Raw genomic sequence first — 18,486 nt, 5'->3', positions numbered from 1 at the left:
AACATGCGCAACACCCGTATACTAGGGCGGCGCCTGCGCCGCTTCGCGCTCTACACTTGCGGCGGCTGACTGAATCGAGCGCACCCAATTAAATAACTTTGAAGCGGCCTTAAGTGCCTTATAGCCAAGAAAAAATGCATAGGCCACAACTTTTAGATTTGTTTTGCGGGGCCGGAGGCATGAGCCTCGGAGCGGCTCGCGCCGGTTTTGATGTTATGGCCGGAATTGATTTCGATCAACGCGCTCTTAAAGCGCACAAGACCAACTTCCCGCACTGCAAAGATCTTGCTCTTGACATATCAACCACGAGTGCCGGGGATATCTACAAAGAAGCTGGTCTGCTTTCAGGTCAAATAGACGTTATTACGGGTGGGCCGCCGTGCCAAGGGTTTAGCTCCATTGGGAAGAAAGAACCTTCCGATATTAGAAATCAATTAGTAACACACTATTTTAGACTGATTTCGGAGCTTCGACCAAAAGCGTTCGTTATGGAGAATGTTCCAGGCGTGCTCTCAGAACGCAACAAAGATATACTCGACTTCGCCCTCAGTCAACTCGATGGCATCTACCGCGTGCTTCCCCCACGAAAGCTTCGAGCCAACGAAGTCGGCGCACCGACTGTTCGCCAACGCGTCATTATTGTTGGATTCCGAGCCGATGTAGCCTACGGCATCGATGATTTTTGGGATCACCTCGATTTGGAAAAGGCGCCCGTTGTTCGACATGCACTGGACGGGCTACCAGTCGATGTTCCACCAATAATTTCCCCGCGAAACGGGCGCAGGAAAGTTTCGGTAAAACGTGTGGGCCACTTCTTCGAGTCGGTCACAAATAGGGTTCCCGAAAAAGTCGGCGATGCTCACTCCCTCGAATTATATGAGGAGAAAAGTATCGTCACTGGATGTCTCGGCACCCTTCATTCGCCAGAGCTGGAATCTAGATATGCCAAACTCGAATACGGGGAACAGGACCCCAAAACCAAATCGGTCAAACTTGATCCGGGAGGATACTGCCCCACGCTTCGGGCAGGCACAGGCCCAGAGAAAGGGTCATTTCAAGCAGTTCGCCCTATTCACTACCTTAGACCGCGCGTAATTACGCCAAGAGAGGCCGCACGACTGCAAGGATTTCCCGACTGGTTTCAGTTCGATAACACGAAGTGGCATGCCTTTCGACAGATTGGAAATAGCGTCAGTCCGTTAGTATCCGAAAGCGTGCTTAAAAATGTCTTCCGCTGCCTTTTTGAAAGTGAAATGCAATGAAAAATAACATTGTATCGGCCGCTCCGACCAAGAAATTCTTCATCTCAGTTCTGGTGAAGGATATCAACCTCCTGGACGCAATCGTGGAGTTAGTGGATAACAGCGTCGATGCTGCAAGATCCCGCCTTGGTCAGGATGCAATACATAACACAGTTATTGAGGTCGATTTCTCTGGGAATCATTTTCACATCAAGGATAACGCAGGCGGAATAACAATAGATCAGGCACAAAAGAATGCTTTCCGATTCGGCCGCCCAGCAAATGCCCCCGTCACCCCCGGCACCGTCGGAGAGTTTGGCGTCGGAATGAAGCGCGCGCTATTTAAGTTGGGGAGAGAGTTTTCAATCAAATCGAATACCACGAATGATAATTTTTCTATCAAAGTGGATGTCGATGACTGGGAGAATGGTGATGACGCCAACCCCGAATCCTGGAGCTTTGAGTTTGAGGAAACAGGCAACAATGCTACTGGGCACGCAGCAGGCACAGAAATTACGGTAAACCGTCTATATCCGTTTGCAGCGCAAGAACTAGCTAGCGCAGCCTTCCATTCTCGATTGTCAAACACCCTGCGACAGGCTCACGCGGAGAGCTTGACTCGTGGCCTTCAAATTATCGTCAATCGGATTCCCATTTTGGCGAAAGAAGCCTATCTCTTAGCCTCCGAGGATCTACAACCCATCTTCAAAGCACGCGAGATTGATATCGATGGAAAAATCGTATCTGTTCGCATAATCGCGGGAGTCTCTGAACCGAGCTTAACCGATGCGGGATGGTATATATATTGCAATGGCCGTCAGATCGAGCGCGCGGAAAAGACCGAAAAAACGGGGTGGAACACCGAGCTTGACGGTGGAGAAAGAACGCCAAAGCCCCATTGGCAGTTCCGGCGATTTAGGGGATATGTCTACTTCGACTCCGCCGCACACGATGTGCTTCCATGGAATACGACCAAGACGAGTCTGGACACAGAAACGGCGGTGTATCGCAGAGTTTTTTCAGAGATCACCAGCACGTTAAGGCAGGTCATCGGATTTTTGAATTCTTTGGATAACGAAAATAACGAGCCAGGTCAGCTTACGGCTTTAATAGATGACGCCAAGCCGAAAAGAGTCGCTGAACTCTCCGCGAATGAGAGCTTTATAGCCAACGCCGTACCTCGCCCTCAGTCGCCAAAGCCGGTGCGAATCAGTTATGTAAGGTCCGCGGACCATGTTAATCTAATTAAGGAAGCCCTCGGCGCGACCAGTAACAGAGAAGTCGGCGAAAAGACGTTCGAATATTTTATGCAGAATGAGGGGCTTGATGGCTAACAGCTACCGGAAGATAGATTATCGACTGCGCCCAGCGAAAGCAGTTGAGAGGCGTTTGATGGTGGAATATCTTTTACGGCTTCACGCATTTCAGCCGCTGGACCAATATCAATACGTGGGAATGGGCTCGGTCTATTTTTCTGACTTTTCCCTCTTTCATTCAACATGCGGTTTTCATTCGATGGTCAGCATAGAGGACACATCGGATCCAACGATTAAAGATCGATTTCATTTTAATCGACCTTTTGGCAATGTTGAGCTTCAGTTCGGCAATAGCACGACTGTTTTACCAAAACTGAACTGGGACTCACGAACCATATTATGGCTGGACTATGATGGCCCCCTTACAATGTCGGTGCTGCGAGACGTCGAATTAGTGCCCGCCAAGGTCAAGTCAGGGTCAATGTTTTTCGTATCGATAAATGCCGACCTAAAGGACGAGGAAGAAGCCGCGAAAAGTCGACTAGATATACTCAGTGAACGCGTTGGCCCTGAACGCATTCCCGCAAGATACCAAGGCGCGAAGAATCTACCTGTGAAAGAGGTTCCTGCTGTCTTTCATGAAATTCTTAATAATGAAGTTAAGTCGGCACTAGCGATGCGAAATGCAGGAGTGGCGCCGGATGGTCAGCTTATAGGTCAGCAAGTCTTTTTCATGACATACAAGGATGATGCAGAAATGTTGACCCTTGGATGGGTATTTTATGGGAAAGAGGACCGAATGTTTCATGAGCGATGTGCTTTTCACATGCTGCCGCATTATAGAGCAGATTCGACGCCGTTCCGAATCGAGATACCCCGCATCACCAACGCCGAAGTACGTGAGCTGAATCGCCGGCGCTTCGTCGGAGGGAAACCGGAGAAGCCTGAATTGCCACTGCCTCCAAGCGAGGTGGAAAAATACCTTGCTCTGCGTCGGTTCTGGCCGGTATTTTCTATTCCGGAAATCACTTAACCCCAAGTTACGCGGTCCGGCGACCTTGATTGAGTTCTTCCGGAGGTATGCTCAGCGAGCTCGTGATATATAACTATTGTATTGGAAATGAACCGCCGTAGCGTATTCAACGTGAGTGAGGCGAAACATCTGTGCTCTCCCTGTAGACAGAAGATGTGTCCTTGCGCAGATGCAACGAAGCTACTCAGTCGCATATACACGGCATTGATATAATCGCTGTGCGCGTCAGTCGAAATTGGGTTACTGGATAGCGTATGACCACCCGGAGGTAAACATTGGCAGTTGATCTTCAAGACCTTTCTCGGCGCTTATTCGCCACGGCGAACCAGCTTTGGACCAATACCGAGTTGAGGCCGGATCAGTATGCGCAGCCAGTACTGGCGCTAATTGCTCTGCGCCAGATGGAAGCGCGATTCGATGTCGTTGATTCTGAGCTGCCCCGCGGCGGGCGGCTCGGCAATCCCACACCACCGGATTACCATGCGAAGGGCGCAATCTTCCTGCCGCCGCATGCTCGCTTTTCCTATCTGCTTGGCCTGCCTGAAACAGAGAATCTGGCCGTGGCGTTGAACGAGGCGATGAAGGCCATCGCCGAGCACAATCCCGATCTCGCCGGTGTGCTGCCTCAGGGCTACGGCTCTCTGCCCAACTCGGTGCTGCGTGAGCTGCTGCGGCTACTGCAACCGCTCGCGATTGCGGGCGACGCCTATGGCCTGATCTTCGAATATTTCATGGGCGAGTTCGCTTCCGCTTTCATGCAGAAGGGCGGCGAGTATTTCACGCCCTCCAGCATAGTGAAGCTGATCGTCGAGGTGATCGAGCCTTTTCATGGCCGCATCCTCGATCCGGCCTGCGGCTCCGGCGGCATGTTCGTCCATTCCGCCGAATTCGTGAAGCGTCACAATGAAAACCCCGCGCGTGCCATCAGTATCTATGGCGTGGAGAAGATGGCCGATACGCAGAAGCTGTGCCGGCTCAATCTAGCGGTCCACGGTCTTTCTGGCGATATCCGCGTTGCCAGTAGCTACTACGAAGACCCGCACGAGATGGTGGGCAAGTTCGATTTCGTAATGGCCAATCCGCCCTTCAACCAGAAAGAGGTGGATACCGCCCGCTTGGTGAATGAGGCAGGGCATGTGGACGCGCGCTTTTCGCTGGGCGTACCCAGCGTCAATAACGCTAACTACCTTTGGATCGGTCTGTTCCATGCCGCGCTCAACCAGCATGGCCGCGCCGGCTTCGTGATGGCCAATTCTGCATCGGACGCGGGCGGAACCGAACGGCAGATGAGACGCAAGCTGATTGAGAGCGGGGCGGTGGGTGTGATCATCTCCACCTCGCCCAATATGTTTTTCACTGTAAGCCTGCCAGTAACGCTGTGGTTCCTCGACAAGGCGAAGAAGGGCACCCCCCGCGAGGACCAGGTGCTGTTTATCGACGCGCGCCATATCTTCCGGCAGGTGACGCGTGCCCATCGCGACTTCACGCCTGACCAGATCGAGTTCCTGGGAAATATCGTGCGCTTGTGGCGCGGCGAGGAGGCAGAACTGGCAGCGGGCAGCGGCACGAGGATGACCGCGCATTTCGGGGATGAGGGCTATAAGGATATTTCCGGCCTGTGCCGCGCCGCTACCCACGCCGAGATCGCCGCGCAGGACTGGAGCCTGAACCCTGGCCGCTATGTCGGCGTTGCGCCAGGCGAGCATGTCGAGGATGAGGATTTCCGCGAGCGGCTGGAGGCTTTGCAGGAGGAGCTGGAAGGACTGAATGCCGAGGGGACGCGTTTGCAGGCGGCGATCGCGGCGAATGTTGCTGAGGTGCTGTCGGCGTGAATTACGAGAAACTCGGCGATCTGATCGAAATCAAGCACGGTTTCGCATTTTCCAGTCAGCATTTTCAAGCTGACGGACCATACGTGCTGCTCACACCGGGGAACTTCTACGAGGAGGGCGGCTTCAAGCTAAGAGCCGATCAGAAACATTATGACGGCCCGGTGCCCGCTGCATTCGTTCTCAAACCCGGCGATCTATTAGTCGCGATGACTGAGCAGGGCGAAGGATTACTAGGTAGTACCGCTTTCGTGCCTGACGGGAAGCCATGCCTGCATAATCAGCGATTAGGCTTGATTACATCGAAGCCTGAGGCCGCTGTCAATTTGAGATACATCTATTATGTTCTCAACTGGCGCAACGTACGGCAGCAGATTCGGGCAACTTCTAGCGGTGCGAAAGTCCGCCATACATCGCCATCCCGTATTTATGCGGTCGATATTCCCAAACACTGCTTCGAAACCCAATGCCGGATCGCGGGGATTTTAGGGGCTTATGACAATCTGATCGAGGTCAATCAGAGGCGGATCGCGGTGCTAGAGGAGATGGCGCGGAGGCTGTTCACCGAATGGTTCACCCGCCTGCGCTTTCCCGGCCACGAGGACGTTGCCATCGAAAACACTCCCGATGGCCCCCTGCCGGCGGGGTGGACGTACGATACACTCGCGAACGTAGCCGCTATTAACGCCACCTCTTTGCGGCCCGCTAGCGCACCTGCTGAGATTGGCTATATCGACATTGCCTCTGTCTCGCCGGGCCGGATCGATGCCATCAACCGGATGTCGTTTGCGGATGCTCCGGGGCGTGCGCGGCGACGGGTCCGGGATGGTAGCATCCTGTGGTCGAACGTTCGGCCTAATCGGCGCTCTTTCGCTTTGGTACTTGATCCGACTCCAGACATTGTCGCGTCCACGGGCTTCACCGTGTTGGACGCACGCGAAGCCACATTCGCGTATCTCTATCAATGGGTCACGACTGACGAATTTGTGGGTTATCTGGTCGGTAATGCCCAAGGAGCGGCCTATCCTGCCGTGACCGGCGCGACATTCGAGCGGGCAATGGTACTGTTGCCTCCAGGCGATCTGGTGTCGCGCTATACGGCCTTCGCCGAGCCAACGCTTCGGCTGGCCGACCAACTGCGGAAGTCTAACGCCAACCTTGCCGCCGCACGCGACCTGCTTCTCCCTCGCCTAATGTCCGGCCAGCTTTCAGTCACCGAGGTCGAACGGGAACTGGAGGCCGCCTGAGATGCTACTGCCTTCGCTCTCCAGTGAGTTTTCCGAAGACGGGGCCGTGGAGCAGCCGGCGCTGATGCTGCTACAGCAACTGGGCTGGCTGCACGTCAATTTGATGGAGGAAAAGCCGGGGCCGGATAATCCTACGGGCCGCACCAGCTTTCATCAGGCTTGGCTACCCGCGCGGCTGCGTGCGGCGCTGGCCAAGCTCAACCCCGGTCTGCCTGCGGAGGCTCTGAAGCAGGCCGAGGAAGTGTTGACACAGGATCGTTCCGCGCTGTCGCCTATTGCCGCCAATCGCGAGCTGTACCACCTACTGCGCGCAGGCGTTCGTGTCGAGGTCAAGCGCCCGGAGGACGGCAAGAGCGATACCGTCACCGTCCGTACGATCGACTGGCGCGACGTGGCGGCTAATGATTTCCTTGTCGCCAGTCAGGTCTGGATCGAGGGGCTGCTTCACAAACGCCGTCCTGACACCATCGGCTTCGTCAACGGCCTGCCGCTGCTCCATGCCGAATGGAAAGCGCTCTCCAAGCCGATCTTCAATGCCTACGACGAAAACCTGCGAGATTATCGCGACACCGTCCCGCAGCTATTCCCCTTCAACAGCTTCGTGATCCTTTCAAACGGTCATGAATCGCTGATTGGCGGCTCGCATACCGATTTCGATTTCTTCGCGCCGTGGAAACGCCTTGATGAGGATGGCCCGGAAGACCCGAGTCTTGAGACGATGCTGCGAGGCGCTTGCGAGCCAGCGCGATTCCTCGACCTGGTCGAAAACTTCCTGCTGTTCGATGAAGCCACGGGTGGTCTCCGCAAGGTGGTGGGCAAATACCATCAGGTGCTGGGCGTTAACCGCGCGATGGCGGCGGTCGAGCATGTCAGCCAGAACAAGGGCCGCCTCGGCGTGTTCTGGCACACGCAGGGATCTGGCAAGTCTCTCTCCATGGTGATGTTTGCCGAAAAGGTGCTGCGGCGCCTGGGCGGCAATTACACCTTTGTGATCGTGACCGACCGCACGGAGCTGGACGACCAGATCGCCGGGCAATTTGCCAGCGTTGGCGCTCTCACCAAGGATACGCAACAGGTGCAGGCAGATAGCCGGGCGCATCTGCGGGAATTGCTAGCGGGGAACGAACGTTACGTCTTCACTCTGATCCAGAAATTCTCGACCGCTGATCGGGAGGCGATGCCGGTGCTCTCCGAGCGTTCCGACATCATTGTGATTACGGACGAGGCGCACCGCAGCCAGTATGACCAGCTCGCAGCGAATATGCGAGCGGCGCTGCCCAACGCTGCTTTCATCGGCTTCACCGGCACGCCGCTGATCCAGGGAGAGGAAAGCCGCACTCGTGAGGTGTTCGGTGACTACGTCTCGGTCTACGACTTCGCCCAGTCCGTCCGCGATGGCGCGACCGTGCCGCTCTACTATGAATCGCGCAAACCAGAGCTTCAGCTCGACGCTGACGAATTGAAAGAGGAACTGGACAAGCTGCTTGATGAGGTAGAGCTGAGCGAGGAGCAGGAGAAAAAGCTCCAACGCGAATTCGGCCGGCAATACACGCTCATTACCAATCCCGACCGGCTCGACAAGGTGGCCGATGATGTAGCGCTGCACTTCGCCATGCGCGGCTATCGCGGCAAAGCAATGTTCGTTGCCATCGACAAGGCAACAGCGGTTTCCATGCATGATCGCGTCAAGGTGGCGGTCGCTCGGTTGATCGCGGCGGATGAGAAGGCGCTCAACTCTGCGCATGAGGCAGAAGGCGCCGCTATTGCCGAGCGGCTGTTGTGGTTGCGTGAGCTCGATATGGCCGTGGTTGTCAGTCAGAGCCAGAACGAGATTGGCGACCTCAAGAAAAAGGGTCTCGATATCCTCCCTCACCGCGAGCGGATGCAGAAGGAAGACTTGGAGGCGAAGTTCAAGGACAAGAACGACCCTCTGCGGCTCGTCTTCGTCTGCGCGATGTGGATTACTGGTTTTGACGTACCCAGCATCGGCACTGTCTATCTCGACAAGCCGATGAAGAACCACACTTTGATGCAGACTATCGCGCGCGCCAACCGCAACGCGCCCGGCAAGACCAGCGGCGTGATCGTCGATTACGTGGGCGTGTTCAACAATCTGCAAAGGGCGCTGGCGATTTACGCCGGCAGCGCGGGCGGCGCGGACAAGGACGAAACGCCGATCAAGGACAAGGAAGCCCTGGTCAAGGCATTGGAGGAGGCGCTGGAACAGGCGCGGAGCTTCACACGGCCGCTGGGCGTCGACACTGATGCGATCATGGCGGTGGATGCGCTTTCCCGCCTCGGCCTGATTGCCAAGGCAGTTGAGATGCTGGTTGCACCTGACGAGCGGCGCAGAGAGTTTGGTCAGCTTGCCAGCGCGGTTACGAGGGCCTACAAGGCGGTGCTGCCAGATGAGCGGGCCGCGCCCTATCTCAAGCCGGTAGCGGTGTTCCATATGCTGGCGGACGCGGTGAGGGCCAAGCTGGGGCCGGTCGATATATCGGCCATCGAGGCGAAGATCGCCGAACTGCTCGACGGGAAACTGGAAGGCGTCGCGATCCTAACGCCTATCGTTGAGGGTGCAGGCGCCGAAGGACGCGTCGATCTCTCCGGCATCGACTTCGACAAGCTGGCCAAGCTGTTCGAGACCAGCCCTAAGGTCGCTGCCGAACGCGCACGGGAGGAGGCTGAGGACAAGGTCAAGGAAATGGCCGAGGCCAACCCTACTCGCGTCGATCTAGTCGGGAAGCTGGAAAAACTGGTCGCCGAATACAATGCCGGCTCGATCGATGTGGAAAGATTCTTCGAGGCGCTGAAGGAGTTCGTCGCCGGTCTGTCCGCGGAAGAGCAGCGAGCCACACGCGAAGGGCTGACTGAGGAAGAGTTGGCGATTTTCGATCTGCTTACCACCCCGGAGCCAAAGCTGACCAAGGCCGAGGAGACGGAGGTAAAACGCGTGGCGAAGACGCTGTTAGCCAAGCTCCACGAGTTGGTGGACGGCGTGGACTGGTTGCGCGGTCAGGAAACGCGCGGCGTGGTGTGGTCGGAAATCCGGCTGCGGTTAAACGACTTGCCGCAGGAACCCTATCCAGATACGCTGTGGAGCGCAAAGGTCAGCCAAGTGTGGGAATTCGTGACGCGGCGCTATGCCAGCGAGGGCTGGCGTATTCAGTGATCGATTCTGGCTGCAGACACCGGCCCTCCCTCGCACGCCGAACCTCGGCGCTGGGCCAGCCTTGGGGGCGCCTTCTTGTCACTTTTGCGACGACAGCCATCATGCCGGAATGCCGTCGTCGAAACGATCAAACCACTACCGGGTTGCTTCGGCCACAAGGCTTGAATCGCAAGTGACGGCATCCGGGATGCATGAACGAAAGAGATCTTCGACGTCATAGCGCTGTTCCGCCCGAGCGCGCCAGGCAACACGGTTGCGGGCTAGGATAGTGAGGTGCTGGTCTTGGATCGTGAGCTAACGCGGGGGGCGAAGACACGGAATGGAGTCTCTTCGGCCACCTCGCCGACTGCTTGAGCTACGCCCAGTGATGGGCGAACCGACCTACAGTCCTGGCTCACCGTCGGCGAAAACTGCACGGCAGCCAGGTTTTCCAGTCCCGGCAAAAGCGCTCGTGGTCCGGCTAATCCAGTTTCTACAATTTGGCGGTCAAACATCAATATTCCGCGCCACCAACGCATTACTCTCAATAAAGTTCCGCCGCGGCTCCACCTCATCCCCCATCAGCGTGGTAAAGATTTGGTCGGCAGCAATAGCATCCTCGATCTGCACCTTCAGCAGCCGCCGCTGCGTAACGTCGAGCGTCGTCTCAAACAGCTGCTCAGGGTTCATCTCACCAAGACCCTTATAGCGCTGACGAGAAACGCCACGCTCGGCTTCAGCAAGCAACCACTGCATAGCCCCGTGGAAATCATTCACGGTCTGATCCCGCAGCTTTTCGCCTTCACCCCGCTGCACCTTAGTCCCTTCCGGCGTCAGCCCCTGGAAGGTCTTCGCAGCATTGGAGAGCGCAGCGTAATCCGCCCCATGAACAAAATCAGCATCCAAATGCGACAACCGCACGTTCCCATGATGACGCCGCGCAATCATCAGCCGATGCTTGTCAGTCTTTTCGTCAAACTGGGCATACACATCAGCAGTGCCATCATCATTCACCGCAGCACCAATCAACGTCTTGGCATGCATCTCAGCCAGCTTAGCCTTCAACGCCACCGCTGAAGCCTCCGCCGCCGCAGCACTATCCAGATCCAGCGTCACACCATCCGCAATCGCACGCAGCGCGTCGGTATCCACAACCCGCGACAAGCGCCCAATCACACCTTCCGTCAATTGGTACTGACGAGCCAGTTCAGTCAGCGCATCACCACTGATCTCACTACCATCCGGCCTCACCAACGACGCCTTCTCCATCGCCAACTTCAACAAATAAGCATTGAGCTCAACATCATCCTTGATATACCGCTCTTCCTTGCCATGCTTGATCTTGTACAGCGGCGGCTGCGCGATATACACATACCCGCGCTCGATAATGTCAGGCATCTGCCGATAGAAGAACGTCAGCAGCAGCGTCCGGATGTGCGATCCATCCACGTCCGCGTCAGTCATGATGATGATGCGGTGGTAGCGCAGCTTTTCCAGGTTGTAGTCGTCCTTGCCGATGCCGGTGCCCAGCGCGGTGATCAGGGTCAGCACTTCCTGGCTGGACAGCATCTTGTCGAAGCGGGCGCGCTCTACGTTCAGGATCTTGCCCTTGAGCGGCAGGATGGCCTGGAACTTACGGTCGCGGCCCTGCTTGGCGGAGCCGCCTGCGGAGTCGCCCTCGACCAGGAAGAGTTCGGACTGGGCGGGGTCTTTTTCCTGGCAGTCGGCCAGCTTGCCGGGCAGGCCCATGCCGTCCATCACGCCCTTGCGGCGGGTCATTTCGCGGGCCTTGCGGGCGGCTTCGCGGGCGCGGGCGGCGTCTACGATCTTGCCGCAGATGGTCTTGGCGTCGTTGGGCGTTTCCAGCAGGAAGTCGGTCAGGGCCTTGCTGACCAGTTCTTCCACGGGCAGGCGCACTTCTGACGAGACCAGCTTGTCCTTGGTCTGCGAGCTGAACTTGGGCTCGGGCACCTTCACGGACAGCACGCAGGCCAGGCCTTCGCGCATGTCGTCGCCGGTGGTTTCCACCTTGGCTTTCTTGGCGACTTCGTTTTCTTCGATGTACTTGTTGATGACGCGGGTCATCGCGGCGCGCAGGCCGGTCAGGTGGGTGCCGCCATCCCGCTGCGGGATGTTGTTGGTGAAGCAGAGCACCTGCTCGTTGTAGCCGTCGTTCCACTGCATGGCCACTTCCACGCCGATGCCGTCTTTTTCGGTGTTGGCGTAGAAGATGTTGGGATGCAGCACGCTCTTGGCGCGGTTGATGTACTCGACAAAGCCCTTCACGCCGCCGGAGAAGGCAAAGTCTTCTTCCTTGCCGGTGCGCTGGTCGACCAGCTTGATATGGACGCCGTTGTTCAGGAACGAGAGCTCGCGGATGCGCTTGGACAGGATCTCGTAGTGGAACTCGACGTTGGTGAAGATTTCTTCATCGGCCAGGAAGTGGACTTCGGTGCCGCGCTTGTCGGTGGCGCCGGTGATCTTCATCGGCGAGACTTCAACGGGCTGGCCGTCGGGGCCGGGCACGGTCTCGATGATGCGGTTCTGCACTTCGCCCTTGGCGAATTCGATCAGGTGGACCTGGCCGTCGCGGCGCACGGTCAGGCGCAGCCACTTGGACAGCGCGTTCACGCACGACACGCCCACGCCGTGCAGGCCGCCCGATACCTTGTAGCTGTTCTGGTTGAACTTGCCGCCGGCGTGCAGCTCGGTCATGGCGATCTCCGCCGCGCTGCGCTTGGGTTCGTGCTTGTCGTCGAACTTGACCAGGGGCGGGATGCCGCGGCCGTTGTCGACGATGGAGATCGAGTTGTCGCTGTGGATGGTGACCTGGATCTCGGTGCAGTAGCCGGCCAGCGCTTCGTCGATGGAGTTGTCCAGCACCTCGAACACGAGGTGATGCAGGCCGGTGCCGTCGGAGGTGTCGCCGATATACATGCCCGGGCGCTTGCGTACCGCCTCCAGGCCTTCCAGGATCTGGATCGAGGAGGCTCCGTAGGTGTTTTCCTGTTGCGGTTTCTGCTGTTCGGTCATGTCTTTCCTACTTACGGCGAATGCGGAATCGGGGCCGGGCGGGCATGGCTGGCATGCCGGCGGCGGGGCGCGATGGGTCCGCATGGCGGGTTACTAAAAACGGCAAAAGGGGCGGATCGTCGTAACGATCCTGCCCCCGCGGCGGGATGGTCATTCCCAGGACTTCCGGCCGGGCCGGGTGTCGTAGCGTGCCGTTTGCTGCTCCGGTTCTGGTGTCCTTGCTGATGCGCACCACATGAAACCACCACCGTCATTCCCGCGAAAGCGGGAATCCAGCGTCGTTAAAGACGCTGGGTCCCCGCTTTCGCGGGGACGACGTGGGCTTGCATGGCTCCATGGTTGTCAGGTCGTCGATGTCTTCGGCCCGGTCATCAGATGCGCATCGGCATGACGACGTACTTGAAGTTGTCGTCGTCCGGCACGGTGATCAGCGCACTCGAATTCGAGTCGCCGAGGCTGACCTGCACCTGCTCGGTCTTCAGGTTGGCAAGCACGTCGAGCAGGTAGGTCACGTTGAAGCCGATATCGAGCGCGTCGCCCGAGTAATCGAGTTCCAGCTCTTCCTGCGCCTCTTCCTGGTCGGCGTTGGTGGAGCTGATCTTGAGCATGTGCGTGTCGAGGATGCAGCGCACGCCCTTGAATTTGTCGGTGGTCAGGATCGCGGTGCGTTGCAGCGCCTGCTGCAGCTGCACGCGGTCGATCGCGAAGGCGTTCTTGTAGCCCTTGGGGATCACGCGCTGGAAGTCCGGGAACTTGCCTTCGACCAGCTTGGAGATCAGTTCGATATTGGCGAACGTGAACTTGACCTGGTTGGCGGCCAGCTGCACCGTGACCGGATCGTCGTTGTCTTCCAGCAGGCGCTGCAGTTCCAGGATGGTCTTGCGCGGGATGATGACTTCCTGGCGCGAGCCGACACCAGCCGCTTCGTTTTCCAGCTCGACGCCGCAGTAGGCCAGGCGGTGGCCGTCGGTGGCGACTGCCATGACCTTCTTGCCTTCCACCACCAGCAGCATGCCGTTCAGGTAGTAGCGGATGTCCTGCTGCGCCATGGCGAAGTGGACCATCGCCAGCAGGTGCTTGAAGGTCTTCTGCGGCAGGCTGACGCTGGCGTTAAATTCGCTGGCTTCGGCCACGGTCGGGAATTCTTCGGCGGCCAGCGTCTGCAGGGCAAAGCGGCTCTTGCCGGATTGCACGGTCATGCGCTTGTCGTTGAGCGACAGGGCGACGTCGCCGTCGGGCATGGCGCGCAGGATGTCCAGCAGCTTGCGCGCGGCCACGGTGGTGGCGACGCTGTCATTGCCGACGCCGCATTCCGCATGCGTGGTGATCTGGATTTCGATGTCGGTCGACAGGAAGGATACGTTCGACCCGGACTTGCGAATCAGCAGGTTGGCCAGGATCGGGAGGGTGTGGCGGCGCTCCACGATGCCGCTCACGATTTGCAGCGGACGCAGCAGGTTGTCTCGCGAGGTTTTGACCAATTGCATTGAATTTATCCTTCGTCGTTTGTAATCGGCGACCGCAGAACGCAAACAACTCCAAATTCACTTAGGAATCAAGGAGTTAATGTGCCATTGTACCAAGGATAAGCCGCTGCGGTGAAGCGGGGCGGGACCGGCCGGCGGGCCAGCTGTGCCCAAAAAGCCACGCTGGCGCCAATCGTTTTTGCCATCCCGTCCCGACTCACCGCAAAGCCTTATCAGTGGCCACTTTCCGGACACTTGCCCCGGCGTCGCTGACGTTAATTCCCCAGGCGCCACGGCATCCCGTGACGCACACCCTACAGTATGCCAGCCTCGGGGGCTGGCCCTTCAAAACTGACTTCTACTCCGTCGTTCCCGCGGAGGCGGAAACCTAGCGTCTTTAAACGTCCCCTACGGGGACAACAAAGTCACTGGATCCCCGCATTCGCGGGGACGACGGTGGTTGTTGCGCTCGCCCTTGCCGTTGCGCTTCTGCGGTGACGGTGGTTGTTGCGTTCGCACCCTTGCCGTCGCTCGCGGCCATGGCGCGCGGTTCGGCATTTAGCCCTTGAGCGTCTGCTCCAGCACGTGCAGCTCATGGTTGAGCTGCGCATCCTTGCTGCGTTCGTCGGCAATCTTGCGCACGGCGTGCAGCACGGTGGTGTGGTCGCGGCCGCCGAAGAGTTCGCCGATCTCCGGCAGGCTCTTCTGCGTCAGCTCCTTGGCCAGGTACATCGCGATCTGGCGCGGCCGTGCAATATTGGCAGGCCGCTTTTTCGAATACATGTCAGCGACCTTGATGTTGTAGAAATCCGCGCAGGTCTTCTGGATGTTCTCCACAGAGATCTGGCGGTTCTGCACGGTCAGCAGGTCCTTCAGCGCTTCGCGCGTCACCTCGATGGTGATGTCCTTGCCGTGGAAGTTGCTGAACGCCAGGATCTTGCGCAGCGCGCCTTCCAGCTCGCGCACGTTGGACCGCAGGTGCTTGGCGACGAAGAAGGCGACCTCTTCCGGAACGTTGACGTTCTCGGCGGCGGCCTTCTTCATCAGGATCGCCACGCGCATTTCCAGCTCGGGCGGCTCGATCGCCACGGTCAGGCCGGAATCGAAGCGCGAGATCAGGCGGTCGTCGATGCCGGTGATCTCCTTGGGGTAGGTATCGCTGGTGATGATCACCTGCGCCCGGTTGGCGATCAGGGCCTCGAAGGCGTAGAAGAACTCTTCCTGCGTGCGGTTCTTGCCGGAGAAGAACTGGATATCGTCGATCAGCAGCAGGTCCAGCGAGTGGTAGTAGCGCTTGAACTCGTCGAACGCCTTGCGCTGGTAGGCCTTGACCACGTCGGACACGTACTGCTCGGCGTGGATGTAGCGGATGCGCGCGCGCGGGTTCTCCATCAGCATGTGGTTGCCGATGGAGTGGATCAGGTGGGTCTTGCCCAGGCCCACGCCGCCATAGAGATACAGCGGGTTGTAGGACTTGCCCGGGTTGTTGGCCACCTGGATGGCGGCGGCGCGCGCCAGCTGGTTGGCCTTGCCAGTGACGAAGTTGTCGAAGGTCAGGATCGGGTTCAGGCGCGAGCGCTCATGCACCGTGTCGCTGGGCTGGTGGCCGGGCATCTGCACAGCGTTGCCCATCGCGGCATGCGGGTGCTGGCCCTGCTGCGGCGCGCGATAGGAGCGGGCGCTGGCTTCGGCGGGGTCCATCTGGACCACGTCGATCTCGCCCAGCTCGGCGCTGTGCTGCGGGTGGTGCTGGCCGGGATGCTGGCCCATGCCCTGGTGGCGCGCGCCGGCCGGAAGCGGGGCGGCGGAGGGCATGCCGGCCGGGTTGCCGGGGTTGCCCGGATTGCCGTATTGCGGCTGCCCCAGGCCATACGCGGCCGCGCTCGGGTATTCGCCATAGCCGGGCTGCGCCGGCTGGCCAGGCATGGCAAACGGGGCCTGGCCACCCATCGGCTGAACGGGCTGGGCGCCGGGATAGCCACCCATGCCCGTACCCGGGGCTGCGTGATGTTCCATGCGCTCCATGCCGCCCGCGCCCATGCCGGGCTGGGCCGGCTGCATGTAGGCAGCGGCACGCCCCGACGCGGCGGGATCGAGCACGAACTGGACGCTGACCTGCGCTTCCCAGTATTCGCAGGCCAGGGCGGTGATGCGCCCCGAAAACTGACTCTTGACCCAGTCGAGCTTGAAACGGTTGGGCGCAGCAATCCGCAGCGCATGCGTTTCTTCATCGAACGCAACGGGCGCCAGCGGCTTGATCCACGTTTTGAACTGTTGCGGCGTCAGTTCGCGCTCGAGTTGCGCGGCTGCCGCCTGCCAGAAATCTTGCATTGTTTGTTGTTAAGTAGTCGCACCCGTTGCCGCCTTGCCGGCGGCCCGGGTACGCCACGGGCGGCGTATGCGCCGCGTGATCCGGGCCGCCTCGGCTCTATTGGGAATCCATTCCCAAGGTCGAGGCCGCCGCGGCATGCCATGCAGCCGCCAGCGAGCCTTCCGGTTCGCCGCACTGGCGTGCGTAAAGTCATGCGTTGCCGCGGTGGGAGCCCGGGTTGCGCCTGCGCCACGCAGCCCGTGTTGTGTTTGGACCCGGATTGTACCCCCGCCCCTGAGTTATCCACAAAGGATAAGTCTGTGGACAACTTGTGCAAATGCAGTGGATTGATGTGCACAACCCTTGCTCCCATGCGGGTTTCCGGGAGGCAAAAAGGGGCAAAAACTCAGGCAAAACAGGGACTTCGCCTGTGGATGGCGGCGCTGGAGGTGTCCTTCGGGGCACTATTGGTTACCCACCGGCTGTTGTGGACAATGGCGCACCACGGGGCTTGCGGCAGTGTGGCGATTGTGCCGTCGCACACAGACTGCTGCCTTGACAGCGTCGCGGAAAATCGTTTAAATGGCGGGTTCTGCGATGCGGCAGGGGATCACGTATGCGCATCGCCGGGTCTGGCCTGTCCGTGCCGTCCGCGCCCACAGGCTACCTGCCTGCAGCGCGCGCCCTTCGGCCGGCAGCTAAGACAGAACCAGAATCGTCGGACACGCCGCTGCAGTTCCCTCGCAAGCGGCAACCCCATGCGAACCATACGCGGCGGCCACGGCACCCCGGCACCGGCCGGAGTCGGGCGAGCCAAGATCAACCAGAGAGTGCAACATGAAACGTACCTACCAACCTTCCGTTACCCGCCGCAAGCGTACCCACGGTTTCCGCGTGCGCATGAAGACCCGCGGCGGCCGTGCCGTCATCAACGCTCGTCGCGCCAAGGGCCGCAAGCGCCTGGCCATCTGAGGCCCGGGCGACCGGCCTGACGGCGCGCCCGGCGCCGGCTGCAGCGTACCGCAGCCGTGCCGCGCGGCCGTCAATGCCCACCGCCCCGGCTTCAGGTCGGCCGGCAGCTTGCCGCAGGGCGCCGCTTCGCGCCAGCAGTCTTATTTGCCAGCGCTTGCCAGTGTCACCCAGCGTGTCAGCCCATGCCTTCCCCAAAGCCGCGAGGCTTACAAAGACGGATGAGTTTTCATCCGTTTTTGCTTTGCGGCCCCGGCGGCGCAGCACCCACTTCGTGCTCTATGTACGCCCCAATGACCGGCCGGAAGGCCGCCTGGGCGTGGTGGTGGGCAAGAAGTTCGCGCCGCGCGCCGCCGAGCGCAACCTGGTGAAGCGCATGGCGCGCGAGCTGTTCCGCCAGCGCCGTGAACAACTGGCGGGTCGCGACGTGCTGCTGCGCCTGCAAGCGAAGTTCCCGCGCGTGGAATTTGCCACGCGCGCGGCGGTCCGAAGGGCATGCGCGGCGGAAATCGCCAGCCTGCTCGACGTAGCGGCAAAGCCACTGCCGCCGCCCGCGCCGCCTGCCTCGCCCCCGGCACCGCCCACCGCGGCGCCGCCGGCGAGCCCCTCGCCAAGCCAGCCACCAGGCCAGCCAGCCTGACCGCCCCGCCATGAAGCGAATCCTGCTAGCCCTGCTGCGCGTCTACAAGATCGCCCTCAGCCCTTACCTGGGCTCGCAGTGCCGCTTCCTGCCGACCTGTTCCGACTACGCCCGCGACGCCATCGTCCATCATGGCGCCGCGCGCGGCAGCTGGATGGCCGCCTGCCGGCTGTGCCGCTGCCATCCTTTCGCCCAAGGCGGGTATGATCCCGTGCCGGGCACGGAAGCAGACACGCCAGTCCATGCCGCCACAGGCCGTGCGCCCGTGGCAATCCGTCTGCCCAGACCCTGATTTTTCCGACCACAGCCA

The 18,486-nt window shown here is 59.4% G+C and carries 12 protein-coding genes; 9 read left to right on the top strand and 3 right to left on the bottom strand.

Annotated elements, in window-relative coordinates; translation table 11 throughout:
• Nucleotides 1-113: 113 nt before the first annotated feature.
• The 6 genes from CBM2588_RS01330 to CBM2588_RS01305 all read left to right on the top strand — a co-directional run bounded on the left by CBM2588_RS01330 (nt 114) and on the right by CBM2588_RS01305 (nt 9,778).
• Nucleotides 114-1,262 carry a DNA cytosine methyltransferase gene (locus CBM2588_RS01330; RefSeq protein WP_147298389.1) on the top strand — a complete coding sequence of 383 codons (1,149 nt, stop codon included), beginning with the start codon at nt 114-116 and terminating at the stop codon, nt 1,260-1,262.
• Complete coding sequence (locus CBM2588_RS01325) at nt 1,259-2,575, top strand: ATP-binding protein (protein WP_115679029.1); 1,317 nt, start codon at nt 1,259-1,261, stop codon at nt 2,573-2,575. Before CBM2588_RS01330 ends, CBM2588_RS01325 begins: the two co-directional genes overlap by 4 nt.
• Nucleotides 2,568-3,530: an O-methyltransferase gene (locus CBM2588_RS01320; protein WP_147298388.1), complete on the top strand. Its 963-nt coding sequence runs from the start codon at nt 2,568-2,570 to the stop codon at nt 3,528-3,530. Before CBM2588_RS01325 ends, CBM2588_RS01320 begins: the two co-directional genes overlap by 8 nt.
• Before the next feature lie 275 nt (nt 3,531-3,805).
• A complete protein-coding gene (locus CBM2588_RS01315; RefSeq protein ID WP_115679028.1) occupies nt 3,806-5,362 on the top strand; it encodes a type I restriction-modification system subunit M in 1,557 nt (518 codons plus the stop codon).
• The gene (locus tag CBM2588_RS01310) at nt 5,359-6,606 is read left to right on the top strand and encodes a restriction endonuclease subunit S (protein WP_115679027.1); all 1,248 of its coding nucleotides are present in this window, start codon (nt 5,359-5,361) and stop codon (nt 6,604-6,606) included. Before CBM2588_RS01315 ends, CBM2588_RS01310 begins: the two co-directional genes overlap by 4 nt.
• A 1-nt stretch (nt 6,607) precedes the next feature.
• Entirely contained in the window at nt 6,608-9,778 is a 3,171-nt protein-coding gene (locus tag CBM2588_RS01305) for a type I restriction endonuclease subunit R (protein ID WP_115679026.1), read from the top strand.
• A 486-nt stretch (nt 9,779-10,264) separates the two neighbouring features.
• Here the strand turns inward: CBM2588_RS01305 and gyrB are convergent, their stop codons facing one another.
• From gyrB to dnaA, 3 genes are all read right to left on the bottom strand, one after another.
• Nucleotides 10,265-12,790: a DNA topoisomerase (ATP-hydrolyzing) subunit B gene (gyrB, locus tag CBM2588_RS01300; protein ID WP_115679025.1), complete on the bottom strand. Its 2,526-nt coding sequence runs from the start codon at nt 12,788-12,790 to the stop codon at nt 10,265-10,267.
• Between the two features lie 371 nt (nt 12,791-13,161).
• Nucleotides 13,162-14,277 (bottom strand): DNA polymerase III subunit beta, encoded by a 1,116-nt coding sequence (gene dnaN / locus CBM2588_RS01295; RefSeq protein ID WP_012351345.1) that lies wholly within the window; start codon nt 14,275-14,277, stop codon nt 13,162-13,164.
• Between the two features lie 537 nt (nt 14,278-14,814).
• Nucleotides 14,815-16,587: a chromosomal replication initiator protein DnaA gene (dnaA, locus tag CBM2588_RS01290; protein WP_115679024.1), complete on the bottom strand. Its 1,773-nt coding sequence runs from the start codon at nt 16,585-16,587 to the stop codon at nt 14,815-14,817.
• A gap of 817 nt (nt 16,588-17,404) precedes the next feature.
• Between dnaA and rpmH the strand changes: the two genes are divergently transcribed.
• The 3 genes from rpmH to yidD all read left to right on the top strand — a co-directional run bounded on the left by rpmH (nt 17,405) and on the right by yidD (nt 18,468).
• On the top strand, nt 17,405-17,539 hold the full coding sequence (gene rpmH / locus CBM2588_RS01285; RefSeq protein WP_008650850.1) for a 50S ribosomal protein L34: 135 nt from the start codon (nt 17,405-17,407) through the stop codon (nt 17,537-17,539).
• Nucleotides 17,540-17,711: 172 nt separating this feature from the next.
• A complete protein-coding gene (rnpA, locus tag CBM2588_RS01280; protein WP_115679023.1) occupies nt 17,712-18,176 on the top strand; it encodes a ribonuclease P protein component in 465 nt (154 codons plus the stop codon).
• Nucleotides 18,177-18,186: 10 nt separating this feature from the next.
• Nucleotides 18,187-18,468 carry a membrane protein insertion efficiency factor YidD gene (gene yidD, locus CBM2588_RS01275; protein WP_082818812.1) on the top strand — a complete coding sequence of 94 codons (282 nt, stop codon included), beginning with the start codon at nt 18,187-18,189 and terminating at the stop codon, nt 18,466-18,468.
• Nucleotides 18,469-18,486: the final 18 nt, after the last annotated feature.

Source organism: Cupriavidus taiwanensis, from assembly GCF_900250075.1.
Lineage (GTDB): Bacteria > Pseudomonadota > Gammaproteobacteria > Burkholderiales > Burkholderiaceae > Cupriavidus > Cupriavidus taiwanensis_C.
The sequence above is the reverse complement of the archived record's forward strand: the minus strand, read 5'-3'. Positions and strand labels throughout refer to the sequence as shown.